This is a genomic window from Methylobacterium sp. J-118, assembly GCF_057836565.1.
Window position 1 is genome coordinate 3,473,112 of record NZ_JBYQFA010000001.1, and the last position, 20,107, is coordinate 3,493,218.

Below are 20,107 nucleotides of genomic sequence, written 5' to 3' on the forward strand. Positions count from 1 at the left end.
CGCTTCGCTCGCGATGGGGGACGTTCAGATCACGGCCTCGATCAAACCCCGAGACCGCGCCTCTTCGGCCTCGAGGTACCAATTGGCCGGCGCCTTCTGAAGTACCTCATCCAGGGTCACGTCCGAGCCCTGGATGAGGTTCGAGAACCCTTCGTTCTGGATCACGATCGAGCATTCGATCTCGTGCAGGGTCGCCTTCACGGCGGCGACGCAGGTGGTCAAAGGCCCCTGGACGTGAAGCTCCTTGTTCATCTTGCGCTCGTGGATCATCAGCCGCGTGCCCCGGGTCAGGTAGCGGTTCGGACGCGCGAAGAAGCTCATGAAGGTGGTGCCGGCCGAGTAGATCGCGGCCTTGCCGAGGAAGACGAACCGGCGATCGGGGTTCATCTCGGAATGGTAGCGGATGTCCTCACCCATCATCCGGGCGACCTCCGGGTCGCCGCCCAGGGTCGATAGCTCGATCACGACGATCTCACGATCGCCCGCCGCGCCGAACTGACGGCGGAAGTCCTTGTACATGTCGTAGTCGACCGGGCCCGACAGCAGCACCGCGGGGCTGCGGAACGCGGTCGGGGCGAGGGGTGTCGTGTCCATGGCGATCCCAGGGTTGCAGCGGCCCGGTCCCGCGGACGGGATCGGGCCGGGTGGATGTTAACGGACCGGGTCCGGCGCACCCTCGCCCTTGCCGACGAAGGGGATGCCCTCGATCGGGCATTCCTCGGTACCGACGCCCTGGCGGGTGATGGCCCGGACCGCGTCACGGGTCCCGTCGGGATCCTCGATCCAGCGCCGGTAGAACTCGTAGGGGCATTCCGACATCCCGTGCCGATTCTCCTTCGAGTTGATCATGCCGGTATAGCCCCGGTGCAGCAGCTTGAAGAGGTGGTTCTCCGATTGCCCGTGGGCGCGGAAATCCCGGATCAGGAACTTCGACAGGGCCGCGTACTGGATGCCCATCTCCTCCTCGCCGCACTCGCCGAGCGTCCGCCCGTCGAAGCCGATGATCGCCGAGTGGCCGAAATAGGTGTAGACGCCGTCGAACCCGGCGGCGTTCGAGACCGCCACGTAGACGTTGTTGGCGAAGGCCATGGCCTTCGAGATGACGACCTGCTGCTCCTTGGCCGGATACATGTAGCCCTGGCAGCGGATGATCAGCTCGGCCCCGCGCATGGCGCAGTCGCGCCAGATTTCCGGGTAGTTGCCGTCGTCGCAGATGATCAGGCTGATCTTCAGCCCCTTCGGCCCGTCCGACACGTAGGTGCGGTCGCCCGGATACCAGCCCTCGATCGGGGTCCAGGGCATGATCTTGCGGTACTTCTGGACGATCTCGCCCTGGTCGTTCATCAGGATCAGGGTGTTGTAGGGCGCCTTGTTGGGGTGCTCCTCGTGGCGCTCGCCGGTGAGCGAGAACACGCCCCAGACCTTGGCCTCCCGGCAGGCGGCGGCGAAGACCTCGGTCTCCGCGCCTGGGACCGTCGAGGCGGTCTCATACATCTCGGCGGCATCGTACATGATGCCGTGGGTCGAATATTCGGGGAAGATCACGAGATCGAGCCCGGGCAGGCCGCTCTTCATGCCGACGATCATCTTGCCGATCGCCTTGGCGTTCTCCAGCACCTCGGCGCGGGTGTGGAGGCGCGGCATCTTGTAGTTCACGACGGCGACGCCGACGCTGTCCTGACTGGACGAGATGTCTCCGTGCATCATGGCGTGATATCCTCCTGGTGTTCGGGCTCGACGGGTGCCGTTTCCCTCCCCCCGCTGCGGGGGAGGGTGGCCCCCGAAGGGGGTCGGGAGAGGGGAGCGCCGCGTCCGGACAGGGCGCGACCGGCGTGACATCCTGAGCTGTCGCGCTGCCCCTCTCCCGCCCCGCATCCGCGGGGCACCCTCCCCCGCGGAGGGGGGAGGGTGGTTGGTGGTTCAGTGACTGATCATCCAGGGCCGCGCTGACGGAAAGCTCTTGGCGGCGGCCGGCGCCGCGGCCGTCTTCTTCGGCGTGCAGCAGCCGCAGCCCGCGCCGTGGCTGCCTGAGCGTCGCGGCGCGTGGCGGCTGCGTTCGTTGGTGGCGTGGGCGGCCTTGAGCCCGGCATCCATCCCGGAAATGCGCGGGGCAGTGAGGAAGGCCCGTTGGCTGGCCTCCCCGCAATCCGGGCAGGCGTGCGGATCCTTGAATTCCGCCATCGGCCGCATGGCGGTGAACGGCCCGCAGGCCGCGCAGGCGTATTCGTAGACGGGCATGGCGTGCTTTCAGAATTGAACGGCGCGTGATCAGGTTAAGCGCGGGTCCCCTCTCCCGCACGGGAGAGGGGGCAGGTCGCGTCCGTGACCGGCGGTCGGTCAAAGATCCGGCGAGAGCGGCATCTGGATCGAGCCATCCAAAAACTTGGTCGGTCCGTCGGCGCCGGGGTTGATGTCGAACTCGAAGATCTTGGTCGGAATCCACAGGGTCGCGCAGGCGTTCGGGATGTCGACCACACCCGAGATGTGGCCCTGGACCGGTGCCGTGCCGAGGATCGAGTAGGCCTGCGCCCCCGAGTAGCCGAACTTCTTCAGGTACTCGATCGCGTTGAGGCAGGCCTGCCGGTAGGCGATGTGCACGTCGAGGTAATGCTGGCCGCCGTGCTCGTCGACCGAGATGCCCTCGAAGATCAGGTGGTCGTCGAATTTCGGCGTGATTGGCGACGGCTTGAAGATCGGGTTCTTGATCCCATACTTGGCCATCCCGCCCTTGATCAGATCGACCTTCAGGTGGACCCAGCCGGCCATCTCGATGGCGCCGCAGAAGGTGATCTCGCCGTCGCCCTGGCTGAAGTGCAGGTCACCCATGGAGAGGCCGGCGCCGGGGACGTAGACCGGGAAGTAGATCTTCGAGCCGCGCGACAGGTCTTTGATGTCGCAATTGCCGCCGTGCTCGCGGGGCGGGACCGTGCGGGCGCCGGTGGCGGCGGCGGCCTCCTTTGCGTCGCCCTGGAGGCGGCCCATATGGGCGGTCGGGCCGAAGGGGAGGGTGGCCAGCGCCGGGACACGCTCGGGGTTGGTGTCGTAGAGCCCCTTCTCGCGGGTGTTCCAGGTCTCCAGCATCTTCGGATCGGGCAGGCAGCCGATCAGGCCGGGATGGATCAGGCCGGGGAAGCGCACGCCCGGCACGTGGCGGGACTTGGTGAACATGCCCTCGAAGTCCCAGATCGACTTCTGGGCCTGCGGGAAGTGCTCGTCGAGGAAGCCGCCGCCGTTCTTCTTCGAGAAGAAGCCGTTGAAGCCCCACTGGCTCTCGGGCTTGGCGCCGATATCGAGGAGGTCGACCACCAGCAGGTCGCCGGGCTCCGCGCCCTCGACGCCGATCGGGCCGGACAGGAAGTGGACGATCGACAGGTCGATGTCGCGCACGTCGTCGGCGGAATCGTTGTTCTTGATGAAGCCGCCGGTCCAGTCGTAGGTCTCGACGATGAAGTCCGCGCCCGGCTTCACGGTGGCGACCATCGGGATGTCCGGGTGCCAGCGGTTGTGCACCATGTCGTTGTCGTAGGCCGATTGCGTCAGATCGACCTTGATCAGCGTCTCGGGCATGTTCTGTCTCCAGCTCCCTAGAACCTTGGGGCGGACCCCATCCGCGCGCCGTTGCGCGAATCTCACCCGCTCGCGAGCAGCTCTTTCAGCGCATCGTCGAGGACCTTGATGTCGTTCGGGCTGGTGCCGGGGCCGCCCGCGAAATGACCCCACCACGTGTCGATCACGCGCAGCTCCGCGTTCAGCATGGCGGCCGCCTCGATGGCGTTGTCCTCGGGCGGGAAATACAGGTCGGTCGAGGCGGGCATCAGGATCGCCTTCGCGCGGATCGCGCCGAGGGCGGCCTTGAAGTCGCCCTGGAAGGTGTCGTTGGCGCTGATGTCGCCGTGCTGCCACGTCCACAGCATAGCGAGCAGGTTGTTGGCGTCGCGCGCGTAGAACAGCCCTTCCCAGAAGCCGATCAGGAAGTCCTCCAGCGAGGCGTAGCCCATGTGGGTGATGTCGGCCTCGAGCCGGTAGAAGGTCTGCGACAGGCCCCACCCGGCATAGACCCGGCCGAAGGCGCGCAGGCCCCGGGTCGGGGGGCTCGTGTACCAGCCCTCGGCCCAGGCGGCGTCGGCCTGCAGCGCGGCCTTGGCGCCCTCAAGGAAGACGTAATTGTGCCGGGAGCACTTGGCCGAACCCTGAAACGGCAGGATTTTCGGCACCATGTCCGGGTACATCGCCGCCCAGTGGTAGGTCTGGAGCGCGCCCATCGACCAGCCGGTGACGAGGACCAGTTTCTCGATGCCGAAATGCTTGGCGACGAGGCGGTGCTGGGCGCGGACGTTGTCGTAGGCGGTGACGTTGGGGAAGCGCGGCCCGTTCCAGGGCGCGGGGGTGTTGCTCGGCGAGGACGAGAGCCCGTTGCCGAACATGTTCGGGATGATGATGAAGTACTTGTCCGGGTCGAGGGCCTTGCCGGGGCCGATCAACCACTCGTTCTCGGTGTGCTGACCCGAATACCAGGTCGGGTAGACGATAGCGTTGTCCTTGGCCGGGCTCAGCGTCCCGAAGGTCTTGTAGGCGAGCTTGGCCGCGCGCAGCGTCTTGCCGCACTGGAGCACGAAGTCGCCGAGTTCGAAGATCTCGTAATCGGCCATGCGGGCGCCCCTAGACCGACAGGAACCGGGCGACGGCCGCCTCGTCGATGCCCGCGCGCGGGGCCTCGTGGACGATGGCGCCGTTCTCCATGACGATCACCCGGTCGGCGACGTCGAGGGCGAAGCTCAGGACCTGTTCGGAGACGACGATGGAGAGGCCGCGCTGGTCCCGGATCTTCTTGAGGGTCCGGCCCATCTCGCGGATGATCGAGGGCTGGATGCCTTCCGTGGGTTCGTCCAGCAGCAGCACCTTCGGGCGGCTCGCGAGTGCCCGGGCGATGGCGAGCTGCTGCTGCTGGCCGCCGGAGAGGTTGCCGCCGCGCCGTCCCTTCATCTCCAGCAGGACCGGGAACATGTCGTAGAGGTCCTGCGGGACCTTGCGGGTGCCGGTCACCGTCAGGCCGGTTTCGATGTTCTCCTGGACCGTCATGGTGGAAAAAATCATCCGGCCCTGCGGCACGTAGGCGAGGCCCCTGGCGACCCGGGCATGGCTCTTGAGGGCGGCGACATCCGTGCCCTCGACCTGGATCGAGCCGGCCTTGACCGGCACGAGGCCCATCAGGGTCTTCATCAGCGTGGTCTTGCCCATGCCGTTGCGGCCCATCACGGCGACGATCTCGCCGGGCGCTACCGAGAAGGTCAGCCCGTGCAGGACCTCGCTCTGGCCGTAGGCGGCGTGCAGATCCTCGACGGCGAGCGCCGGCGTCGCGGCCGGGATAGTGGCGATCGGAGGCGCCTGGACGAGGGGCGCGGTGGTCTGGAGCGACGCCATCGTCAATGTCCCAAATACACTTCGATGACCTTCGGGTCGTTCTTGACCCGCTCCATCGACCCTTCGGAAAGCACCTTGCCCTGATGCAGGACCGTCACACGGTGGGCGATGTCCTCGACGAACTTCATGTCGTGCTCGATCACCAGCACCGAGCGGCCCTTGATGATCTGGTTGAGGAGTTCGGCGGTCTTGATCCGTTCGCCGACGCTCATCCCGGCCACCGGCTCGTCGAGCATCAGCAGCTCCGGGTCCTGGATCAGCAGCATGCCGATCTCCAGCCACTGCTTCTGGCCGTGGCTCAGGAACTCGGCCCGCTCCTTCAGCTGGTCCTTCAGGAAGATCGTCTCGGCGATGGCGTGGATGCGGTCGCGGACTTCCGCATCCCGCTTGAATGTCAGGGCGCCGAACACCGAGCGGCCGCGGGGGAACGAGATCTCCAGGTTCTCGAACACCGTGAGGTCGTCGTAGATCGACGGCGTCTGGAACTTGCGGCCGACCCCGGCCTGCACGATCGCGCTCTCGGAGAGCTTGGTCAGCTCCTGGCCCTTGTACTTGATCGAGCCGGCGCTGGCCTTCGTGCGCCCGCAGATCAGGTCGAGCACCGTGGTCTTGCCGGCGCCGTTCGGGCCGATGATCACCCGGATCTCGTCGGGTTCGACGTAGAACGACACGTCGTTGACCGCCTTGAATCCGTCGAACGAGACGGTCAGCGCCTCGACGGCGAGGAGGTGATCGGGCGGGGCGGCCTCGGCGCCGACCACGGGGGAGGAGAGGATCGCGGCGTTCATGATGTCCTCACTCGGCCGGAGCGCCGTGGGGCGGGGCGACGGCGGGCGGCGGGGCTCGCAGCCCCTTCACCCGGCGGGTCAGGCGGGGCTCGATGTGCTCGCGCCAGATGCCGGCGAGACCGTTCGGGAAGGCGAGGACCACGGCGATGAACAGGGCGCCGAGGCCGAACAGCCAGAGATCCGGAAAACTCTCGGAGAAGCTGGTCTTGGCCCAGTTGACGAGCAGCGTGCCCCAGACCGCGCCGAACAGCGACAGACGCCCGCCGACGGCGGCGTAGATCACCATCTCGATCGAGGGGACGATGCCCACGAAGGAGGGCGACATGAACCCGACCTGGAGGGTGAACATCGCCCCGCCGATCGCCGCGAAGGCCGCCGCCAGGCAGAAGGCGAAGACCTTGAAGCCCGCCACCGAGTAGCCCGAGAACCGGACCCGATCCTCCTTGTCGCGCATCGCGACCAGGATGCGGCCGAGCTTCGACTTCTTCACATATTGCGCCGCCAGGATGCAGGCGAGCAGCAGGCCGCCGTTGACGAAGTACAGGATCACCTTCGCGTGGTCGGTGCGGATGTCCCAGCCGTGGAGGGTGCGCAGGTCGGTGATGCCGTTGATGCCGCCGGTATAGCCCTGCTGTCCGACGATCAGGATCGTCAGGATCGCGGCGATCGCCTGCGTGATGATGGCGAAGTAGGTGCCGCCGACCCGGCGCTTGAACATCGCGTAGGAGATCAGCATCGCGAACAGGACCGGGACCGCCACCACCAGGATCAGGGTCAGCGGCAGGCTCTTGAACGGCTGCCAGAACCAGGGGATCGCCGTGATCTGGTTCCAATCCATGAAGTCCGGGATGCCGGGCGTCGACTGGATTTTTGTATTAGCGACGCTCGAAGCCTCCAGCTTCAAGTACATCGCCATGCAGTAGCCGCCCAATCCGAAAAAGACACCCTGGCCCAGCGACAGGATGCCGGCGTAGCCCCAGCAGATCACCAGCCCGAGGGCCACGAAGGCGTAGGTCAGGTACTTGCCGACCAGGTTGAGGCGGAACCCGTCGAGCGCCAGGGGCAGGACCACGAGGATCACCCCGGCCAGGAGGAGGAGGCTCAGCCACTCCACCGGCTTCATGAACGGGTTGTCGTTGACGGTGACCGATTTGGTCAGGGTCTGGACCGGATTGGTCATCGGGAAATCCTCAGCGCCGGACCTTGAGGGTGAAGAGGCCCTGCGGCCGCAGCATCAGGATGCCGACCACCGCGAGCAGGGTGATCACCTTGGCCATCGAGCCGGAGAGGAAGAATTCCAGAGTCGATTGCGTCTGGGAGATCGAGAAGGCCGACGCGATGGTGCCGAGCAGGCTCGCGGCGCCACCGAACACGACGATCAGGAAGGTGTCGACGATGTAGAGCTGGCCCGAGGTCGGCCCGGTGGAGCCGATCATCGTGAAGGCCGAGCCGGCGATCCCCGCGATGCCGCAGCCGAGGCCGAAGGTGTAGCGGTCGACCTTCTCGGTATCGATGCCGACCGCCCCCGCCATGGCGCGGTTCGACATCACGGCCCGGACCTGCTGGCCGAAGCGCGAGCGGTAGATCAGGAGCGCGACGCTCACGGTGATCAGGATGGTCACCGCCATGACGAACAGGCCGTTGATCGGGATCTCGATCGTGTCGGTGACCTGCACCGAGCCGATCAGCCAGGACGGCAGCTCGACGCCGACCTCGCGGGCGCCGAAGATCGACCGGTAGGCCTGCTGCAGGATCAGCGACAGGCCCCAGGTGGCGAGCAGCGTGTCGAGCGGGCGCTTGTACAGGAACCGGATCAGGCTCCACTCGACCAGCATTCCCAACGCCCCGGAGGCGAGGAAGGCCAGCCCCATCGCAACGAAGAAGTAGATCGGGAACAGCGCCGGCAGGTAGGATTGGAAGAAGGTCGAGCAGAGATAGGTGACGTAGGCCCCGAGGATCATGAACTCCCCGTGGGCCATGTTGATCACGCCCATCTGGCCGAAGATGATCGCGAGCCCGAGCGCCATCAGCAGGTAGACGGAGAACAGGATCAGGCCGGCGAAGCCCTGCATGGCGAAGATCGCGCCGAGGTCGCCGAGGGAATAGTCGCCGAGCATGGTTTCGTGTCTCCCGCGATCTGGCTCGATAATGGGCTTCCGCGACGCTCTCCCTCCCCCCTCTGCGGGGGAGGGGGGCCCGCGAAGCGGGTCGGGAGAGGGGAGCGCCGCTTCCGGAGAGGTCGCGACGGAGGTGAAATCCTGCTCCGTCGCGCTGCCCCTCTCCCGACCCCTGCTGACGCAGGGGCCACCCTCCCCCGCAGAGGGGGGAGGGGAGAATCGGCGAGGCTACTGATAGCCCTTCGGGAACGGATCCGGCTTGATCAGCTCGGGGCTGGTGTAGACGATCTCGAACTGGCCATCCGGCTTGGCCTTGCCGACCCGGGTCTTTGACCAGAGGTGATGGTTCTCGTCGATCCTGACGTAGCCCTCGGGCGCGCCCTTGAACTCGAGCCCCGGCGAGGCCGCCACGACCTTGTCGACGTCGAAGGAGCCGGCCTTCTCGCAGGCCATCTTCCACAGGAACGGCCCGAGATAGGCCGCCTGGGTCACGTCACCGATCACCGTTTTCTCGCCCCACATCTTCTTGAAGGCGGCGACGAAGGCCTTGTTGTTGTCGTTCTCGATCGACTGGAAGTACTTCATGCACGCATAGGCGCCGGCGATGTTCTCGCCGCCGATGCCGTCGATCTCGTCCTCGGTCACCGAGATCGTCATCAGCACCTGTTTGGACAGGTCGATGCCGGCCGCCTTGAGCTGCTTGTAGAACGCCACGTTCGAACCGCCGACCACGTCCGCGAAGATCACCTTCGGCTTCGTCAACTTGATCTTGTTGATCACCGAGTTGAACTGGGTGTGGCCGAGGGGGAAGTATTCCTCGCCGACGACCTTGCCCTTGAGCACGTTCTCCACGTGCTTGCGGGCGATCTTGTTCGACGTGCGCGGCCAGATGTAATCCGAGCCGATGAAGTAGAAGCTGTCGCCGCCCTTCTCCTTGTGGACCCAGTCGAGGCCGGCGAGGATCTGCTGCGTCGCCTCCTGGCCGGTGTAGAAGACGTTCTTCGACTGCTCCAGGCCCTCGTAGAAGGTCGGGTAGTACAGGAGCCCGTTATACTGCTCGAACACCGGCAGCACCGCCTTGCGCGAGGCCGAGGTCCAGCAGCCCATCACGGCGGCGCAATGGTCGTTGACCAGGAGCTTCTTTGCCTTCTCGGCGAAGGTCGGCCAATCGGAGGCGCCGTCCTCCTGGATGATCTTGATCTTGCGGCCGAGGACGCCGCCGGCGTCGTTGATCTGCTGGATCGCGAGTTTTTCCGCTTCCTGCGCGCCCGTCTCGGAGATCGCCATCGTGCCGGTGATGGAGTGCAGGATGCCGACCGTCACCTCGGTGTCGGTCACCGCGAGGCCGGTGGTGTTGACCGCGGAGGTCGGGGCCGCCGCCCAGGCGCCCCGGGGCATGAGCGCCAGCGCCGGTGCGCCGGCCAGGCCCATGAGCAGCCTGCGCCGCAACGGGGAACGCAAGCCTTGATCCGCGCCGGTGTCGGTGTCGTCTGCCATCTGCCTGACCCTGTTCGCGTCCGGGGCCTTGAGAGGCGGCCGCGGATCGACGGGTGCAGGCTAGGACCTCGGTTGCGCTGCGGCCTATACGCTGTTTTGCGTATGGCCCTTTTCTTGCATGAAGCGCATGATCGCGACGCAGGATTCCGACGGGTGCGTTTCAAGGGTACGAGGGGGAGCGCGGGGTTTCCCCGGACGCTCGTTTTCTCGCGCGCGTGCGTGATCGCGGTGCGATGAACGGGCCGCAACGCATCATCCCGATCCGCCGGGACTACAACCGCTTCGTCGCCGACGAGACGCTGGAGGATTACGCCCTCCGGTTCACCGCCAAGAAGGCGCGGCGCTGGTCCGGCTTCGAGGTGGCGCAGACGGCGCTGGGATCGGTCTCGTTCCTGGCGCTGGAGGCGATCGGCGGGACGCTCGCCCTCACGGCGGGCTTCCCCAACACCCTGGCGGCGGTCCTCGTCGTCGGCCTGATCATCTTCGCAACGGCGACGCCGATCACCGTCTATGCCGCCCGCCACGGGGTCGACATGGATCTCCTGACCCGCGGGGCGGGGTTCGGCTATCTCGGCTCCACCGTCACGTCCCTGATCTACGCGAGCTTCACGTTCCTGTTCTTCGCCATCGAGGCGGCGATCATGGCGCTGGCGCTGCAGCTCTGCTTCGGGCTGCCGCTGGGGATCGGCTATCTCCTCTGCGCGGGGACGGTGATCCCGCTCGTGGTCTACGGCATCCGCCTGATCAGCCGCTTCCAGATCTGGACGCAGCCGCTCTGGATCGCCCTGAGCCTGCTGCCCCTGGCCTTCGTGGCGGGGCAGGGGGCGGAGCCGTTGCGCGCCCTCGTCCACTTCCCGGGCCTCGACGGCGGCGCCGGTCTCGACCTCGCCCGGTTCGGGCTCGCGACGGGCGTCCTGCTGGCGCTGCTCGCCCAGGTCGGCGAGCAGGTCGACTTCCTGCGCTTCGTGCCGGAACCCAACGGCTCGCGCGATCACCGGTGGTGGCTCCCGGTGCTGGCCGGGGGCGCCGGCTGGATCCTGCCCGGGATGCTCAAGATCCTGCTCGGCGCCGCGCTCGCGATCCTGGTGCTTGGCCACGGCGTGCCGCCCGAACACGCGGCCGAACCGACGCGCATGTACGCGGTGGCTTTCGGCTACCTGACCGGGGAGGGCAGCCGGGCGACCCTGCTGATCACGGGCCTGTTCGTGGTGGTCTCGCAACTCAAGATCAACCTGACCAACGCCTATGCCGGCTCGATCGCGTGGTCGAACTTCTTCTCCCGGCTGACGCACAGCCACCCCGGCCGGGTCGTGTGGCTGGTCTTCAACGTCGCCATCGCGCTGCTGCTGATGGAACTTGGCATCGACAAGACGATCGCGAGCACGCTGCCCCTCTACGCCTCGGTGGTCTCGGCCTGGGTCGGTGCGCTCGCCGCCGACCTCGCGGTCAACAAGCCCCTCGGGCTCTCGCCGCCCGGCATCGAGTTCAAGCGCGCCCATCTCTACGCGGTGAACCCGGTCGGGACCGGCGCCATGGTGCTGGCGCTCGCCGGCGGCGGCCTCGCCTATACCGGGCTGCTCGGTCCCGGCCTTCAGCCCTTCGCGCCGCTCCTGACCCTGGTGATCGCGTTCTGCGCCGCCCCCGCGATCGCCTGGGCGACGGCGGGGCGCTGGTATCTCGCCCGCGCTCCGAAGACCGACTGGCCAACCGCGGAGGTGGTCTGCCGGGTCTGCGAACTGCCCTTCGAGGCGGAGGACATGGCCCATTGTCCGGCCTACGACGCGCCGATCTGCTCGCTCTGCTGCTCGCTGGACGCCCGCTGCGGCGACCTGTGCAAGCCGCACGGCCGGCTGGAAGCGCAGGCGCAGGCGGCGGTCGCGCGGATCCTCCCGGGCCGCACCGCCGCCTGGATCGGCGCGCCGCTCGGCCGCTACCTGGCGGTGATGCTGACGCTGTGCGCGGTGATCGGCCTGATTCTCGGGATCGTGCATGCCGGGGCGACCATCGCGCATCCGGAGCACAGCGCGTTCCTGCGCGGTGCGCTCACCAGCGTGTTCTTCACCCTCACGGTGATCCTCGGCGTCGTGGCATGGCTGTTCGTCCTCGCCCACGAGAGCCGCCGCGTCGCCCAGGCCGAGACGATGCGCCAGACCGCGCTCTACCAGGCGGAGATCGCCGCCCATAAGGTCACCGATGCCAAGCTGCAGGAGGCCAAGGAGCGGGCGGAGGCGGCCAACCAGGCCAAGAGCCGCTACGTGATCGGGATCAGCCACGAGTTGCGCACGCCGCTCTCGACCGTGCTCGGCTACGCGCAGCTCCTCGAATCCGATCCGGCAATCCCGGCGCACCGCCTCAACGCCATCCGGGTGATCCGGCGCAGCGGCCAGCACCTGTCCGGGCTGATCGACGGCCTGCTCGACATCTCGCGCATGGAGGCCGGCCGCCTCCAGATCCACCGCGACGAGGTCCGGCTGTCCGATTTCCTCGACCAGCTGGTCGACATGGTCCGGCTCCAGGCGCGGGAGGCGGGCCTTGAGTTCCGCTTCTCGCGGCCCGAGATCCTGCCGGCGGTGGTCGCCACCGACGAGAAGCGGCTGCGGCAGGTGCTACTCAACCTGCTGTCGAACGCCATCAAGTTCACGGAGGCCGGCACGGTCTCGCTGGACCTCAGCTACCGGAGCCAGATCGCGGCGTTCACGATCCGCGACACCGGGCCCGGCATCCCGGAGGCGGATCGCGCGCGGATCTTCGAGCCCTTCGAACGGGGCTCCACGCCGGCGGCCCGCAGCACGCCCGGCACGGGGCTGGGGCTGACCATCGCCAACCTGCTGGCGCAGCTCCTCGGCGGTGAGATCACCGTGGCGTCGGCGCCCGGGGGCGGCACGCAGGCCCGACTGCGGCTGATGCTGTCTTCGGTGGCCGAGCCCGCGCCCATCGTCCTGCCGGCCCCCGCGCAGACGCCGGAACGGGCCTATGTGGGTGCCCGGCGCACCGTCCTGGTGGCCGACGACGATACCGCCCACCGCGCCCTGATGCGGGCGATCCTGGAACCGCACGGGATCCTCGTGATTGAGGCGGGCTCGGGACCGGACTGCCTGGCGGCCGTGGCCGAGGGCGGGATCGACCTGATCCTGCTCGACATCGCCATGCCGGGGATGAGCGGCTGGGCCGCCGCGGCGGCCCTCCGGGCGGAGGGGCATACCGGCCCCATCGCCATGATGTCGGCCAACGTCCACGAGATCAGCCCGGTGCGGGGCGACGATGCCCCCCACGATGCGATCTTCGCAAAACCCTTCGATCTGCGCGACGTGCTGGAGCGGATCGGCAAGCTCCTGCACCTCGAATGGACCGATCCGGCGCCGCTCCCGCCCGCCCGCGTCCCGGCGCTCGCGGAAATCGGTCATCCCGGCCCGGAACACGTCGGCGAATTGCTGCGCCTCGGGCGGATCGGCCATATCCGGGCCATCGAGGCCAAGCTCGACCGCATGGAAGCGGATACGTCGGTACCCCCGGCCTTCGTGGCGCAGATGCGCGGGCTGGTGGAGGGCTACGATCTGCGCCGCTACCTCTCGGTGCTGCAGGGGCTCGCCCGCAATGGCTGACGCCCCGACCCCACGGCCGCACCGGGACGTGGTCCTGGTGGTCGACGATTCCCCCGACACCTTGAGCTTTCTCACCGAGGCGATCGAGCGCTCCGGCGCCACCGTCCTGGTGGCGGTGGGCGGCGACCTCGCCCTGGCGCTGGTGGACGAGATCACCCCCGACGTGATCCTCCTCGACGCCGTGATGCCCGGCATGGACGGGTTCGAGACCTGCCGCCGGCTCAAGGCCAAGCCGCAGCTCGCCGGCGTGCCGGTGATCTTCATGACGGGCCTGAGCGAGACCGAGCACATTGTGAAGGGTCTCTCCGCCGGCGGGATCGACTACGTCACCAAGCCCATCGCCCCCGACGAGATCCTGGCCCGGATCCGCGTCCATCTGGCCAGCGCCCGCGCTGCGCAGAGCGCGAGAGCGGCCCTCGACACGGCGGGGCGGACCCTGTTCGCCGTCGCGGAGGACGGGACCGTGCTGTGGTCGACGCCGCAGGCCGGTCGACTGCTGGCCGGGCTCGGCGCCGAGCCGTCCGACGTCTTCGCCCTGCCGCCGCGGGCCCGGGAATGGCTGCGGGGCTGCCTCGCCGGTGCGACCGGCACCCTGTCGCTGACCGACCGGGACGGGGTCGCCTACGCCCTCAGCTTCATTGGTCGAACGCCGGACGAGATTCTGTTGCGCCTGTCGCGCGAGGCGCAGGCGGCGGGGGTCGAGCGGCTGCGGGCGCGCCTGCCCGTCACGGGCCGGGAGGCGGAGGTCCTCCTCTGGCTCTCGCGCGGCAAGTCGAGCCGCGACATCGGCGAGATCCTCGGATTGAGCCATCGGACCGTCACCAAGCATCTCGAAGGCATCTACGCCAAGCTCGGCGTGGAGAACCGCACCGCGGCCTCGATCATCGCGGCGCGCCATCTTCAGGATTGAGTCGGCGCCGCACGCCCCATCTTGTCCACAGGCGTCGCGGCCCGGCGCAACGCCTTGGTAAGCGCCCGCGCGCCACGGTCCAGGCTCAGATCGACAAGCCGAGCCCGGACGCGATGATGACCTGCCAGCAACTCGCCGAGGAACTGAAGCGGATCGCCACCACGCAGGTCAGCGACATCACCCGCGCGGTCAAAGAGGGCCAGAAGTCGATCGCCCTGAACGAGGTGCGCGATATGGCGCGGCGCCTCGAACTCCTGGCCGACGCCTTCGACCCGCGGCCGGTGACCGAGGATGCCGAGCCGGCTGACGGCGCGCAGGCGGCCTGAGGCACGTATTCGGCCCTCCCGAGGAGCCTCCCTATGATCCACGCCCATTTCCTCGTCCGCTTCGGCGGCGCGTCGCTGCCCGCTTCGGCGGCACAATGGGTTGCCAACGCCGACGCCGCCCGGGCGACCGCGCGCATGATCGTGCAGGGCCTGATGCGCCAGCACGGCGGCGACCCGCGGTTGCTCGACGCGACCATGGTGATCACCGACGAGACCGGCGCGACGCAGCTGGAAATCCCGTTCCTCGACGCGCTCTACATGCCCGTCGAGCCGGTGGCCGACCTGGACCGGCGGACGCGGCGCATCGCCCCGCCCTCGCGACTCGCCGCCACCCTGCGCCCGCTTCGGAAGCTCGCCGGCGCGATCGGTGCACGCATGCAGCCTGTGCACGGATCCCCGACGGATTCGCGCTTTTCCGCGTGACGAGCCGGCGCCGCGCGTCTCCCCCACAGAGGGGGGAGGGAGGTGCGCGGCACGCTGGGGGCGCCTTGTCTCCTGAAAGATCTCACGGAGAGGCGACCCGGCCCCGGTTTGCGTAACCCCCGTGACCCGGAACGCCCCTCAAAGATCCCTGACCGTGAAGCCCCGCTCGCCCAGGCGCTCCGTCAGGACGCGCCGGTGGCAAAAGGCCGGATCGCGCTCGAAGCAGAGCAGGCAGAGCGGAGCGGCCTCGGCCAGGGCGGCGAGGTCGTCGAGACTCGCCTGTCCGGCGGCCGTGTCGAGCACTTCCTCGCAGTAGATCCGGCGCATCAGCGCCGCGTCCCCCGCCCGGGCCGCCAGGCGACCGGATTTCGGGGTTCCGAGGCTGCGCAGATGCGTGTAGCCGAGCCCGGAATCCCGCAGGGCTGACCCGAGGGCGCCCTTCGAGAAGCCGCGCTTGCGCGAATTCGCCACCGCCCGGACATCCGCCAGGACGGCGACACCGGCGGCGCTCAGGATTCCGGGGACGTGCTCCGACTCGAGCCCTTCGTACCCTATGGTAAAGATTTGCTTGTTCACGGCGGCGTGACCGAACTCGTGTGTCAGGCCCGGCACTTAGCCGGGTGTCACCCTGTGCAACACCCTGGGATGTCCTGCGTATGTCGCGGCGTTGCAACGCATCTCGGAATTCCGCCGCAATGATCGCAAAGGTCCGTTAACCGCGCCGGGGCCATCGAATACGCCTGTCTGAGGCGCATCTTCGGTGGCGGGCTAAACACTGATGTCGCGGATCGACCAGTTTTCGCACACGTCCTCCCCCTGCCGGATTCCGGGCATGAGCCATCGGCTGAGGGCGGCTCGCCGGCTCGCCGGACGGTTCGCGGCGGCGGTGATTCTCGCCGGCCTCGCGGCCTGTGCGTCGAATCGCGATTTCTACCCGACCAAGGGCGACGCGAAGCCCCATCCGGGCGTGGCTAAGGCGAAGCTCCACCCGATCCAGGGCATCGACATCTCGAAGTGGCAGGGCAACGTCGATTGGGCCTCGGTCCGGGCCTCCGGAACGCAGTTCGCCTTCATCAAGGCGACCGAAGGCGGCGACCACGTCGACGAGCGCTTCCGCACCAATTGGGACGGGGCGGCCCGGGCCGGCGTCCCGCGGGGGGCCTACCACTTCGTGTTCTGGTGCCGCTCCGCGAAGGAGCAGATGGAGTGGTTCCGGAAGAACGTGCCGAACGACCCGGCCGCCCTCCCGCCCGTGCTCGACGTCGAGTGGAACGGCCACTCGCAGACCTGCCCCAAGAAGCTGCCCCGGGCGCAGGCCCTGGCGATGGTCACCGAGATGCTCGAGGAGATGGAGCGCTACACCGGCAAGCGGCCGATCATCTACACCGACATCACCTTCCACAAGGACGTGCTGGAGGGCGAGCTGCCGGATTACCCGCATTGGCTGCGCTCCACCGCGGCGGAGCCGGAGGAGCGCTTCGTCAATCGCAAGTGGATGCTCTGGCAATTCACCTCCACGGGCCGCGTGCCGGGGGTGCAGGGCGACGTCGACCGGAACGCCTTCTACGGCACGCCGTCGGACTGGGCCTCGTTCCTCTCGACCGATTGCGATCCCCGGGAGCACAAGCGGTTGTCCGAGCAGGGACTTTGCACGGACAAATAGGTGTACCTCCGGCGAACGAGCCTGGGTTCGTTCCGGCGGCGGTATCCCGGGATATGAATGCGGCACCCCGCGGCGGCGCGGGATAGCGGTCAGTCGATGACCGGCGCGCAGACCGGCGCCGCGATGCCGGGCACCGTCGCCATCACCACGTCGATCCCGTAGATCTGGCGCAGCAGCGCCGGGGTGACCGTCTCGGCGGAGGGTCCGCAGGCCGCGACCCCACCGTCGTGCAGGGCGATGACGCGGTCGGCGCAGAGCAGGGCGTGGCCGGGATCGTGGGTCGAGAACAGCACGGCGATGCCGGCCCGGGCCAGGCGGCGGACCTGGCCGAGGACCCGGGCCTGGTTGCCGAAATCGAGGCTCGCGGTGGGTTCGTCCATGATCAGGAGCCGCGGGGCCCCGCTGAGCGCCCGGGCGATCAGGGCGAGCTGCCGTTCGCCGCCGCTGATCTCGGTATAGACCGTCCCGGCTAGGTGCCCGATCCCGAGGGTGGCGAGCGCCCGCTCGGCGGCCGCCTCGTCGGATGGGCCGGGCGTGGCGAACGGCCCGAGCCGGCTCGCCCGCCCCATCACCACCATCTCGCGGACCGTGAACGGGAAGTAGGCCGCGTGCGCCTGCGGCACGGCGGCGACCGCCCGGGCGGTCTCGGTCCGCGACAGCCGGGACAGGTCCGAACCGTCGAGCCGGATCCGCCCCGCCCGGGCCGGAAGCAGGCCCAGCACGGTCTTGAGCAGGGTCGTCTTGCCGCCGCCATTGGGCCCGAGCAGGCACATCACCTCGCCCGCCGCGATGCCGAACGAGACCCCCGCTCCGACGGTCCGGTCGCCGTAGCCGAAGGCGAGTTCCTCGACCTGCAGCAGCGTCATCCGATCCGGCCGCGTCCGGCCGCCAGCAGCCACAGGAAGAAGGGGGCACCGACCAGGGCCGTGAGGATCCCGAGGGGCACCTCGATCGTCCCGACGGTGCGGGCGATCAGGTCGACGGCGAGGAGGTAGCCGGCCCCGAGCGCTAGGGAGGCCGGCAGCAGCCGGCGGTAGTCCGGCCCGACGAGCAGGCGGGCGATGTGGGGCACGATCAGCCCGATCCAGCCGATCACCCCGGTCATCGAGACCGCCGCCGCGGTGATCAGGGTCGCCCCGGCGATCAGGATGGGGCGCAGGACCCGCGTCTCCACGCCGAGGGCCCGGGCCTCCTCGTCCCCGAGGCTCATCAGGTTCATCCGCCAGCGCAGCAGCACCAGGGGCGCGAGGCCGACCAGCATCATCGGCAGCACCGCGCCGACATCGCCCAGAGTCACCGACGTGAGGCTGCCGAGGAGCCAGAAGGTGATCGCCGGCAGCTGGTTATAGGGATCGGCGAGCACCTTCAGGAGCGAGATGCCCGCGCCGAGCACCGCGCCCACCGCCACGCCCGCCAGCACCAGCGTCAGGACCGGATCGTTGCGCCGGACCGCGAGCCCGACGCCGTACACCGCCGCGACGGCCGCGAGTCCGCCCAGGAAGGCGAGCGCCTGGATCGGCGCGACCGGAAGGCCGAGATAGATCCCCAGCACCGCCCCGAGCCCGGCTCCGGCCGAGACGCCGAGGATGTCGGGCGAGACGAGTGGATTGCGGAACAGCCCCTGATAGGTTGCCCCCGCCGCCGAGAGGGCCCCGCCGACCACCAGGGCGGCCACGACCCGGGGCAGGCGCACCTGCATCACCACTGTCTCCACCGCCGCCGGCGCCCGGGCCGGCAGGCCGAGCAGCCGGTGGCCGAGCACGTTGGCCAGATCCGTCAGGGTGACCGGATACTTGCCGACCGCCAGCGCGAGCACGGACAGCGCCAGGAGGGCGGCCCCGGCCAGGAGCGCCGCCGGGACCCGGACGCTCCGGTGCGCCCTTACCGGAGCCGCGGCGGAGGGGGATCGGCTCACGGCGTTGCACCCGCTTGCGTCGGATCGAGCAGTGCGGCCGCCTGCGCGGCGTCGAGGTCGACGTGATAGAAGCGGCGGTAGAAGTCGCGCACGACCTCCGCCATCGGCTGCGGGAACAGGTCCGGGTGGAGCAGCCCCGCCAGCCAGCGCAGGCCGATCAGCCGGTTGACGCCCGGCGGCGCGTCGAACCACGGAAACGGCTGTTGCGGCGCCAGGTAGATCCGGCCTTCCCGCACCGCCCGCAGGTCTCGCCAGAGCGGATCCGTCCGCACACCGGTCGCGAAACCCGGATCGAGGGTGACGATCACGTCCGGATCCCAGGCCAGGACCTGCTCCAGGGAGACCGCGCCGAGGCGCCCGTCGCCGCCCTGCGCGACGTTCCGGCCGCCGGCCGCCTCCACGAGTTCGGTGTTGATCGAGCCGGAGAACCCGGTCTCCAGTCCGCGCGGCCCCCGAGCGTAGTAGACGCGCGGCCGCCGATCCTCCGGGATGGATCCGACCGCCTTCGCCACCGCGCCGGTCAGGTCCTCTGCGTAGGCCGCGAGGGCGTCCGCCTCGGCCTGCCGGCCCAGGGCCGCCCCGAGCTGCCGGTAGGATTCGGGGATCTTGGCGAAGCTGCCGTCGAGCAGGATGTAGGGGATGCCGGTCTGAGCCTGGACCCGGTCGGCCAGCGACGCATAGGTCGGTCCGAGGCCGCCCGAATCGACGATCAGGTCGGGCTTGGCGGCGAGCACGCTCTCGACGTTGGCGGTGCCGCCGCGCCCGGTCAGGCGGCCATAGGCCGGGAGCGCTCGGGTGCGGGGTTCGAGATAGGGCAGCGCCTCGGGCCGGGGCACGCTGACCCAGCCGACCATCCGGTCCGGCGCCAGGGTGTAGAGCAGCACCGAGGCCGGGGGGCCGGCGGCCAGGACCCGCTCGATCCGTTCGGGCAGCTCGACGGTCCGGCCGGCCGCGTCGGTGAAGGGGCGGGCCGCGGCTGCGCCGGCCAGGACCAGGAACTGGGCCAGAAGCAGCGCAAGCGCGCCGGCGCGGGATCCGCCGGGTCCGAACAGGGCCCCCATCAGACGGATCCGCGCTCCAGGATCTCGATCAGCGCCCCGTCCGGCCCCTCCACGAAGGCGATCCGCAGCCCCGGCCCGCGTTCGGTGATGCCGGTCCGGACCGGGACGCCGCGGGCCGTGAGATCGGCCATGGCCGCTTCGATATCGGCGACCCGCAGCCCGATATGCTCGATGCCGAGGCACGGGGTCGATGCGGCCGGCGCCGTCTCGGCGGGCGCCTGCTCGATGAAAACGGTTAGCCCGCCGAGATCCAGGACCACCCGCTGCACGGGGTCGGTGCCGACGCGCTTCACCTCCCGGGCCCCGAAGGTCTCGACATAGAACCGCGCGGCCTGCACGGCATCGCGGCTGCGCAGATGGACGTGGTCGCAGGCGTATTGCATC

Annotated in this window: 20 protein-coding genes; 5 read left to right on the top strand and 15 right to left on the bottom strand. The window is 68.9% G+C overall.

Translation table 11 applies throughout. The annotated features are described in order from the left end of the window. Positions 1 to 24 precede the first annotated feature (24 nt). From AC3IF3_RS16710 to urtA, 10 genes are all read right to left on the bottom strand, one after another. The gene (locus AC3IF3_RS16710; protein ID WP_489229584.1) at positions 25 to 594 is read right to left on the bottom strand and encodes a ClpP family protease; all 570 of its coding nucleotides are present in this window, start codon (positions 592 to 594) and stop codon (positions 25 to 27) included. Between the two features lie 57 nt (positions 595 to 651). Continuing rightward, positions 652 to 1,707 (bottom strand): aliphatic amidase, encoded by a 1,056-nt coding sequence (locus AC3IF3_RS16715; protein ID WP_489217308.1) that lies wholly within the window; start codon positions 1,705 to 1,707, stop codon positions 652 to 654. Positions 1,708 to 1,920: 213 nt separating this feature from the next. Further along, positions 1,921 to 2,238 carry an FmdB family zinc ribbon protein gene (locus AC3IF3_RS16720; RefSeq protein ID WP_489229585.1) on the bottom strand — a complete coding sequence of 106 codons (318 nt, stop codon included), beginning with the start codon at positions 2,236 to 2,238 and terminating at the stop codon, positions 1,921 to 1,923. A 99-nt stretch (positions 2,239 to 2,337) separates the two neighbouring features. Beyond that, the gene (gene fmdA, locus AC3IF3_RS16725) at positions 2,338 to 3,567 is read right to left on the bottom strand and encodes a formamidase (protein ID WP_243966587.1); all 1,230 of its coding nucleotides are present in this window, start codon (positions 3,565 to 3,567) and stop codon (positions 2,338 to 2,340) included. A 62-nt stretch (positions 3,568 to 3,629) separates the two neighbouring features. Further along, positions 3,630 to 4,649 carry an alpha/beta fold hydrolase gene (locus AC3IF3_RS16730; RefSeq protein ID WP_489229586.1) on the bottom strand — a complete coding sequence of 340 codons (1,020 nt, stop codon included), beginning with the start codon at positions 4,647 to 4,649 and terminating at the stop codon, positions 3,630 to 3,632. Between the two features lie 10 nt (positions 4,650 to 4,659). Beyond that, on the bottom strand, positions 4,660 to 5,421 hold the full coding sequence (urtE, locus tag AC3IF3_RS16735; RefSeq protein ID WP_489229587.1) for an urea ABC transporter ATP-binding subunit UrtE: 762 nt from the start codon (positions 5,419 to 5,421) through the stop codon (positions 4,660 to 4,662). A gap of 2 nt (positions 5,422 to 5,423) precedes the next feature. After that, positions 5,424 to 6,209, bottom strand: a complete 786-nt coding sequence (gene urtD / locus AC3IF3_RS16740) for an urea ABC transporter ATP-binding protein UrtD (RefSeq protein ID WP_243966584.1) — start codon at positions 6,207 to 6,209, stop codon at positions 5,424 to 5,426. Positions 6,210 to 6,216: 7 nt separating this feature from the next. Beyond that, positions 6,217 to 7,389, bottom strand: a complete 1,173-nt coding sequence (urtC, locus tag AC3IF3_RS16745; RefSeq protein ID WP_489229588.1) for an urea ABC transporter permease subunit UrtC — start codon at positions 7,387 to 7,389, stop codon at positions 6,217 to 6,219. Positions 7,390 to 7,399: 10 nt separating this feature from the next. Further along, complete coding sequence (gene urtB, locus AC3IF3_RS16750; protein WP_243966582.1) at positions 7,400 to 8,326, bottom strand: urea ABC transporter permease subunit UrtB; 927 nt, start codon at positions 8,324 to 8,326, stop codon at positions 7,400 to 7,402. Positions 8,327 to 8,554: 228 nt separating this feature from the next. Further along, a complete protein-coding gene (gene urtA / locus AC3IF3_RS16755; RefSeq protein ID WP_243969332.1) occupies positions 8,555 to 9,823 on the bottom strand; it encodes an urea ABC transporter substrate-binding protein in 1,269 nt (422 codons plus the stop codon). Positions 9,824 to 10,056: 233 nt separating this feature from the next. On the opposite strand from urtA, the gene AC3IF3_RS16760 reads away from it, so the two are divergent. From AC3IF3_RS16760 to AC3IF3_RS16775, 4 genes are all read left to right on the top strand, one after another. Next, positions 10,057 to 13,425 (top strand): ATP-binding protein, encoded by a 3,369-nt coding sequence (locus AC3IF3_RS16760; RefSeq protein ID WP_489229589.1) that lies wholly within the window; start codon positions 10,057 to 10,059, stop codon positions 13,423 to 13,425. Next, positions 13,418 to 14,335 (top strand): response regulator, encoded by a 918-nt coding sequence (locus AC3IF3_RS16765; RefSeq protein ID WP_489217314.1) that lies wholly within the window; start codon positions 13,418 to 13,420, stop codon positions 14,333 to 14,335. The genes AC3IF3_RS16760 and AC3IF3_RS16765 overlap by 8 nt, the downstream gene beginning before the upstream one ends. Before the next feature lie 113 nt (positions 14,336 to 14,448). Further along, on the top strand, positions 14,449 to 14,661 hold the full coding sequence (locus AC3IF3_RS16770; protein WP_489229590.1) for a hypothetical protein: 213 nt from the start codon (positions 14,449 to 14,451) through the stop codon (positions 14,659 to 14,661). 33 nt (positions 14,662 to 14,694) lie between these two features. After that, entirely contained in the window at positions 14,695 to 15,084 is a 390-nt protein-coding gene (locus AC3IF3_RS16775) for a DUF6894 family protein (RefSeq protein WP_489217315.1), read from the top strand. A 138-nt stretch (positions 15,085 to 15,222) separates the two neighbouring features. Here AC3IF3_RS16775 and AC3IF3_RS16780 read toward each other — a convergent pair whose 3' ends face one another. Further along, on the bottom strand, positions 15,223 to 15,660 hold the full coding sequence (locus AC3IF3_RS16780; RefSeq protein WP_489217316.1) for a DUF488 domain-containing protein: 438 nt from the start codon (positions 15,658 to 15,660) through the stop codon (positions 15,223 to 15,225). A 256-nt stretch (positions 15,661 to 15,916) separates the two neighbouring features. Here AC3IF3_RS16780 and AC3IF3_RS16785 point away from each other — a divergent pair, with 256 nt between their 5' ends. Beyond that, positions 15,917 to 16,747, top strand: coding sequence for a glycoside hydrolase family 25 protein (locus AC3IF3_RS16785; protein WP_243968629.1), 831 nt, complete (start codon positions 15,917 to 15,919; stop codon positions 16,745 to 16,747). 89 nt (positions 16,748 to 16,836) lie between these two features. Here AC3IF3_RS16785 and AC3IF3_RS16790 read toward each other — a convergent pair whose 3' ends face one another. Genes AC3IF3_RS16790 through AC3IF3_RS16805 form a run of 4 tightly spaced genes read right to left on the bottom strand, consistent with a single transcriptional unit; the run spans position 16,837 to position 20,106 of the window. Beyond that, positions 16,837 to 17,613 (bottom strand): ABC transporter ATP-binding protein, encoded by a 777-nt coding sequence (locus tag AC3IF3_RS16790; protein WP_489229591.1) that lies wholly within the window; start codon positions 17,611 to 17,613, stop codon positions 16,837 to 16,839. Then, positions 17,610 to 18,662, bottom strand: a complete 1,053-nt coding sequence (locus tag AC3IF3_RS16795) for a FecCD family ABC transporter permease (RefSeq protein ID WP_489229592.1) — start codon at positions 18,660 to 18,662, stop codon at positions 17,610 to 17,612. The genes AC3IF3_RS16790 and AC3IF3_RS16795 overlap by 4 nt, the downstream gene beginning before the upstream one ends. Then, the gene (locus AC3IF3_RS16800) at positions 18,659 to 19,723 is read right to left on the bottom strand and encodes an iron ABC transporter substrate-binding protein (protein WP_489229593.1); all 1,065 of its coding nucleotides are present in this window, start codon (positions 19,721 to 19,723) and stop codon (positions 18,659 to 18,661) included. The genes AC3IF3_RS16795 and AC3IF3_RS16800 overlap by 4 nt, the downstream gene beginning before the upstream one ends. Beyond that, positions 19,723 to 20,106 carry a VOC family protein gene (locus AC3IF3_RS16805; protein WP_489229594.1) on the bottom strand — a complete coding sequence of 128 codons (384 nt, stop codon included), beginning with the start codon at positions 20,104 to 20,106 and terminating at the stop codon, positions 19,723 to 19,725. The genes AC3IF3_RS16800 and AC3IF3_RS16805 overlap by 1 nt, the downstream gene beginning before the upstream one ends. Position 20,107 lies beyond the last annotated feature (1 nt).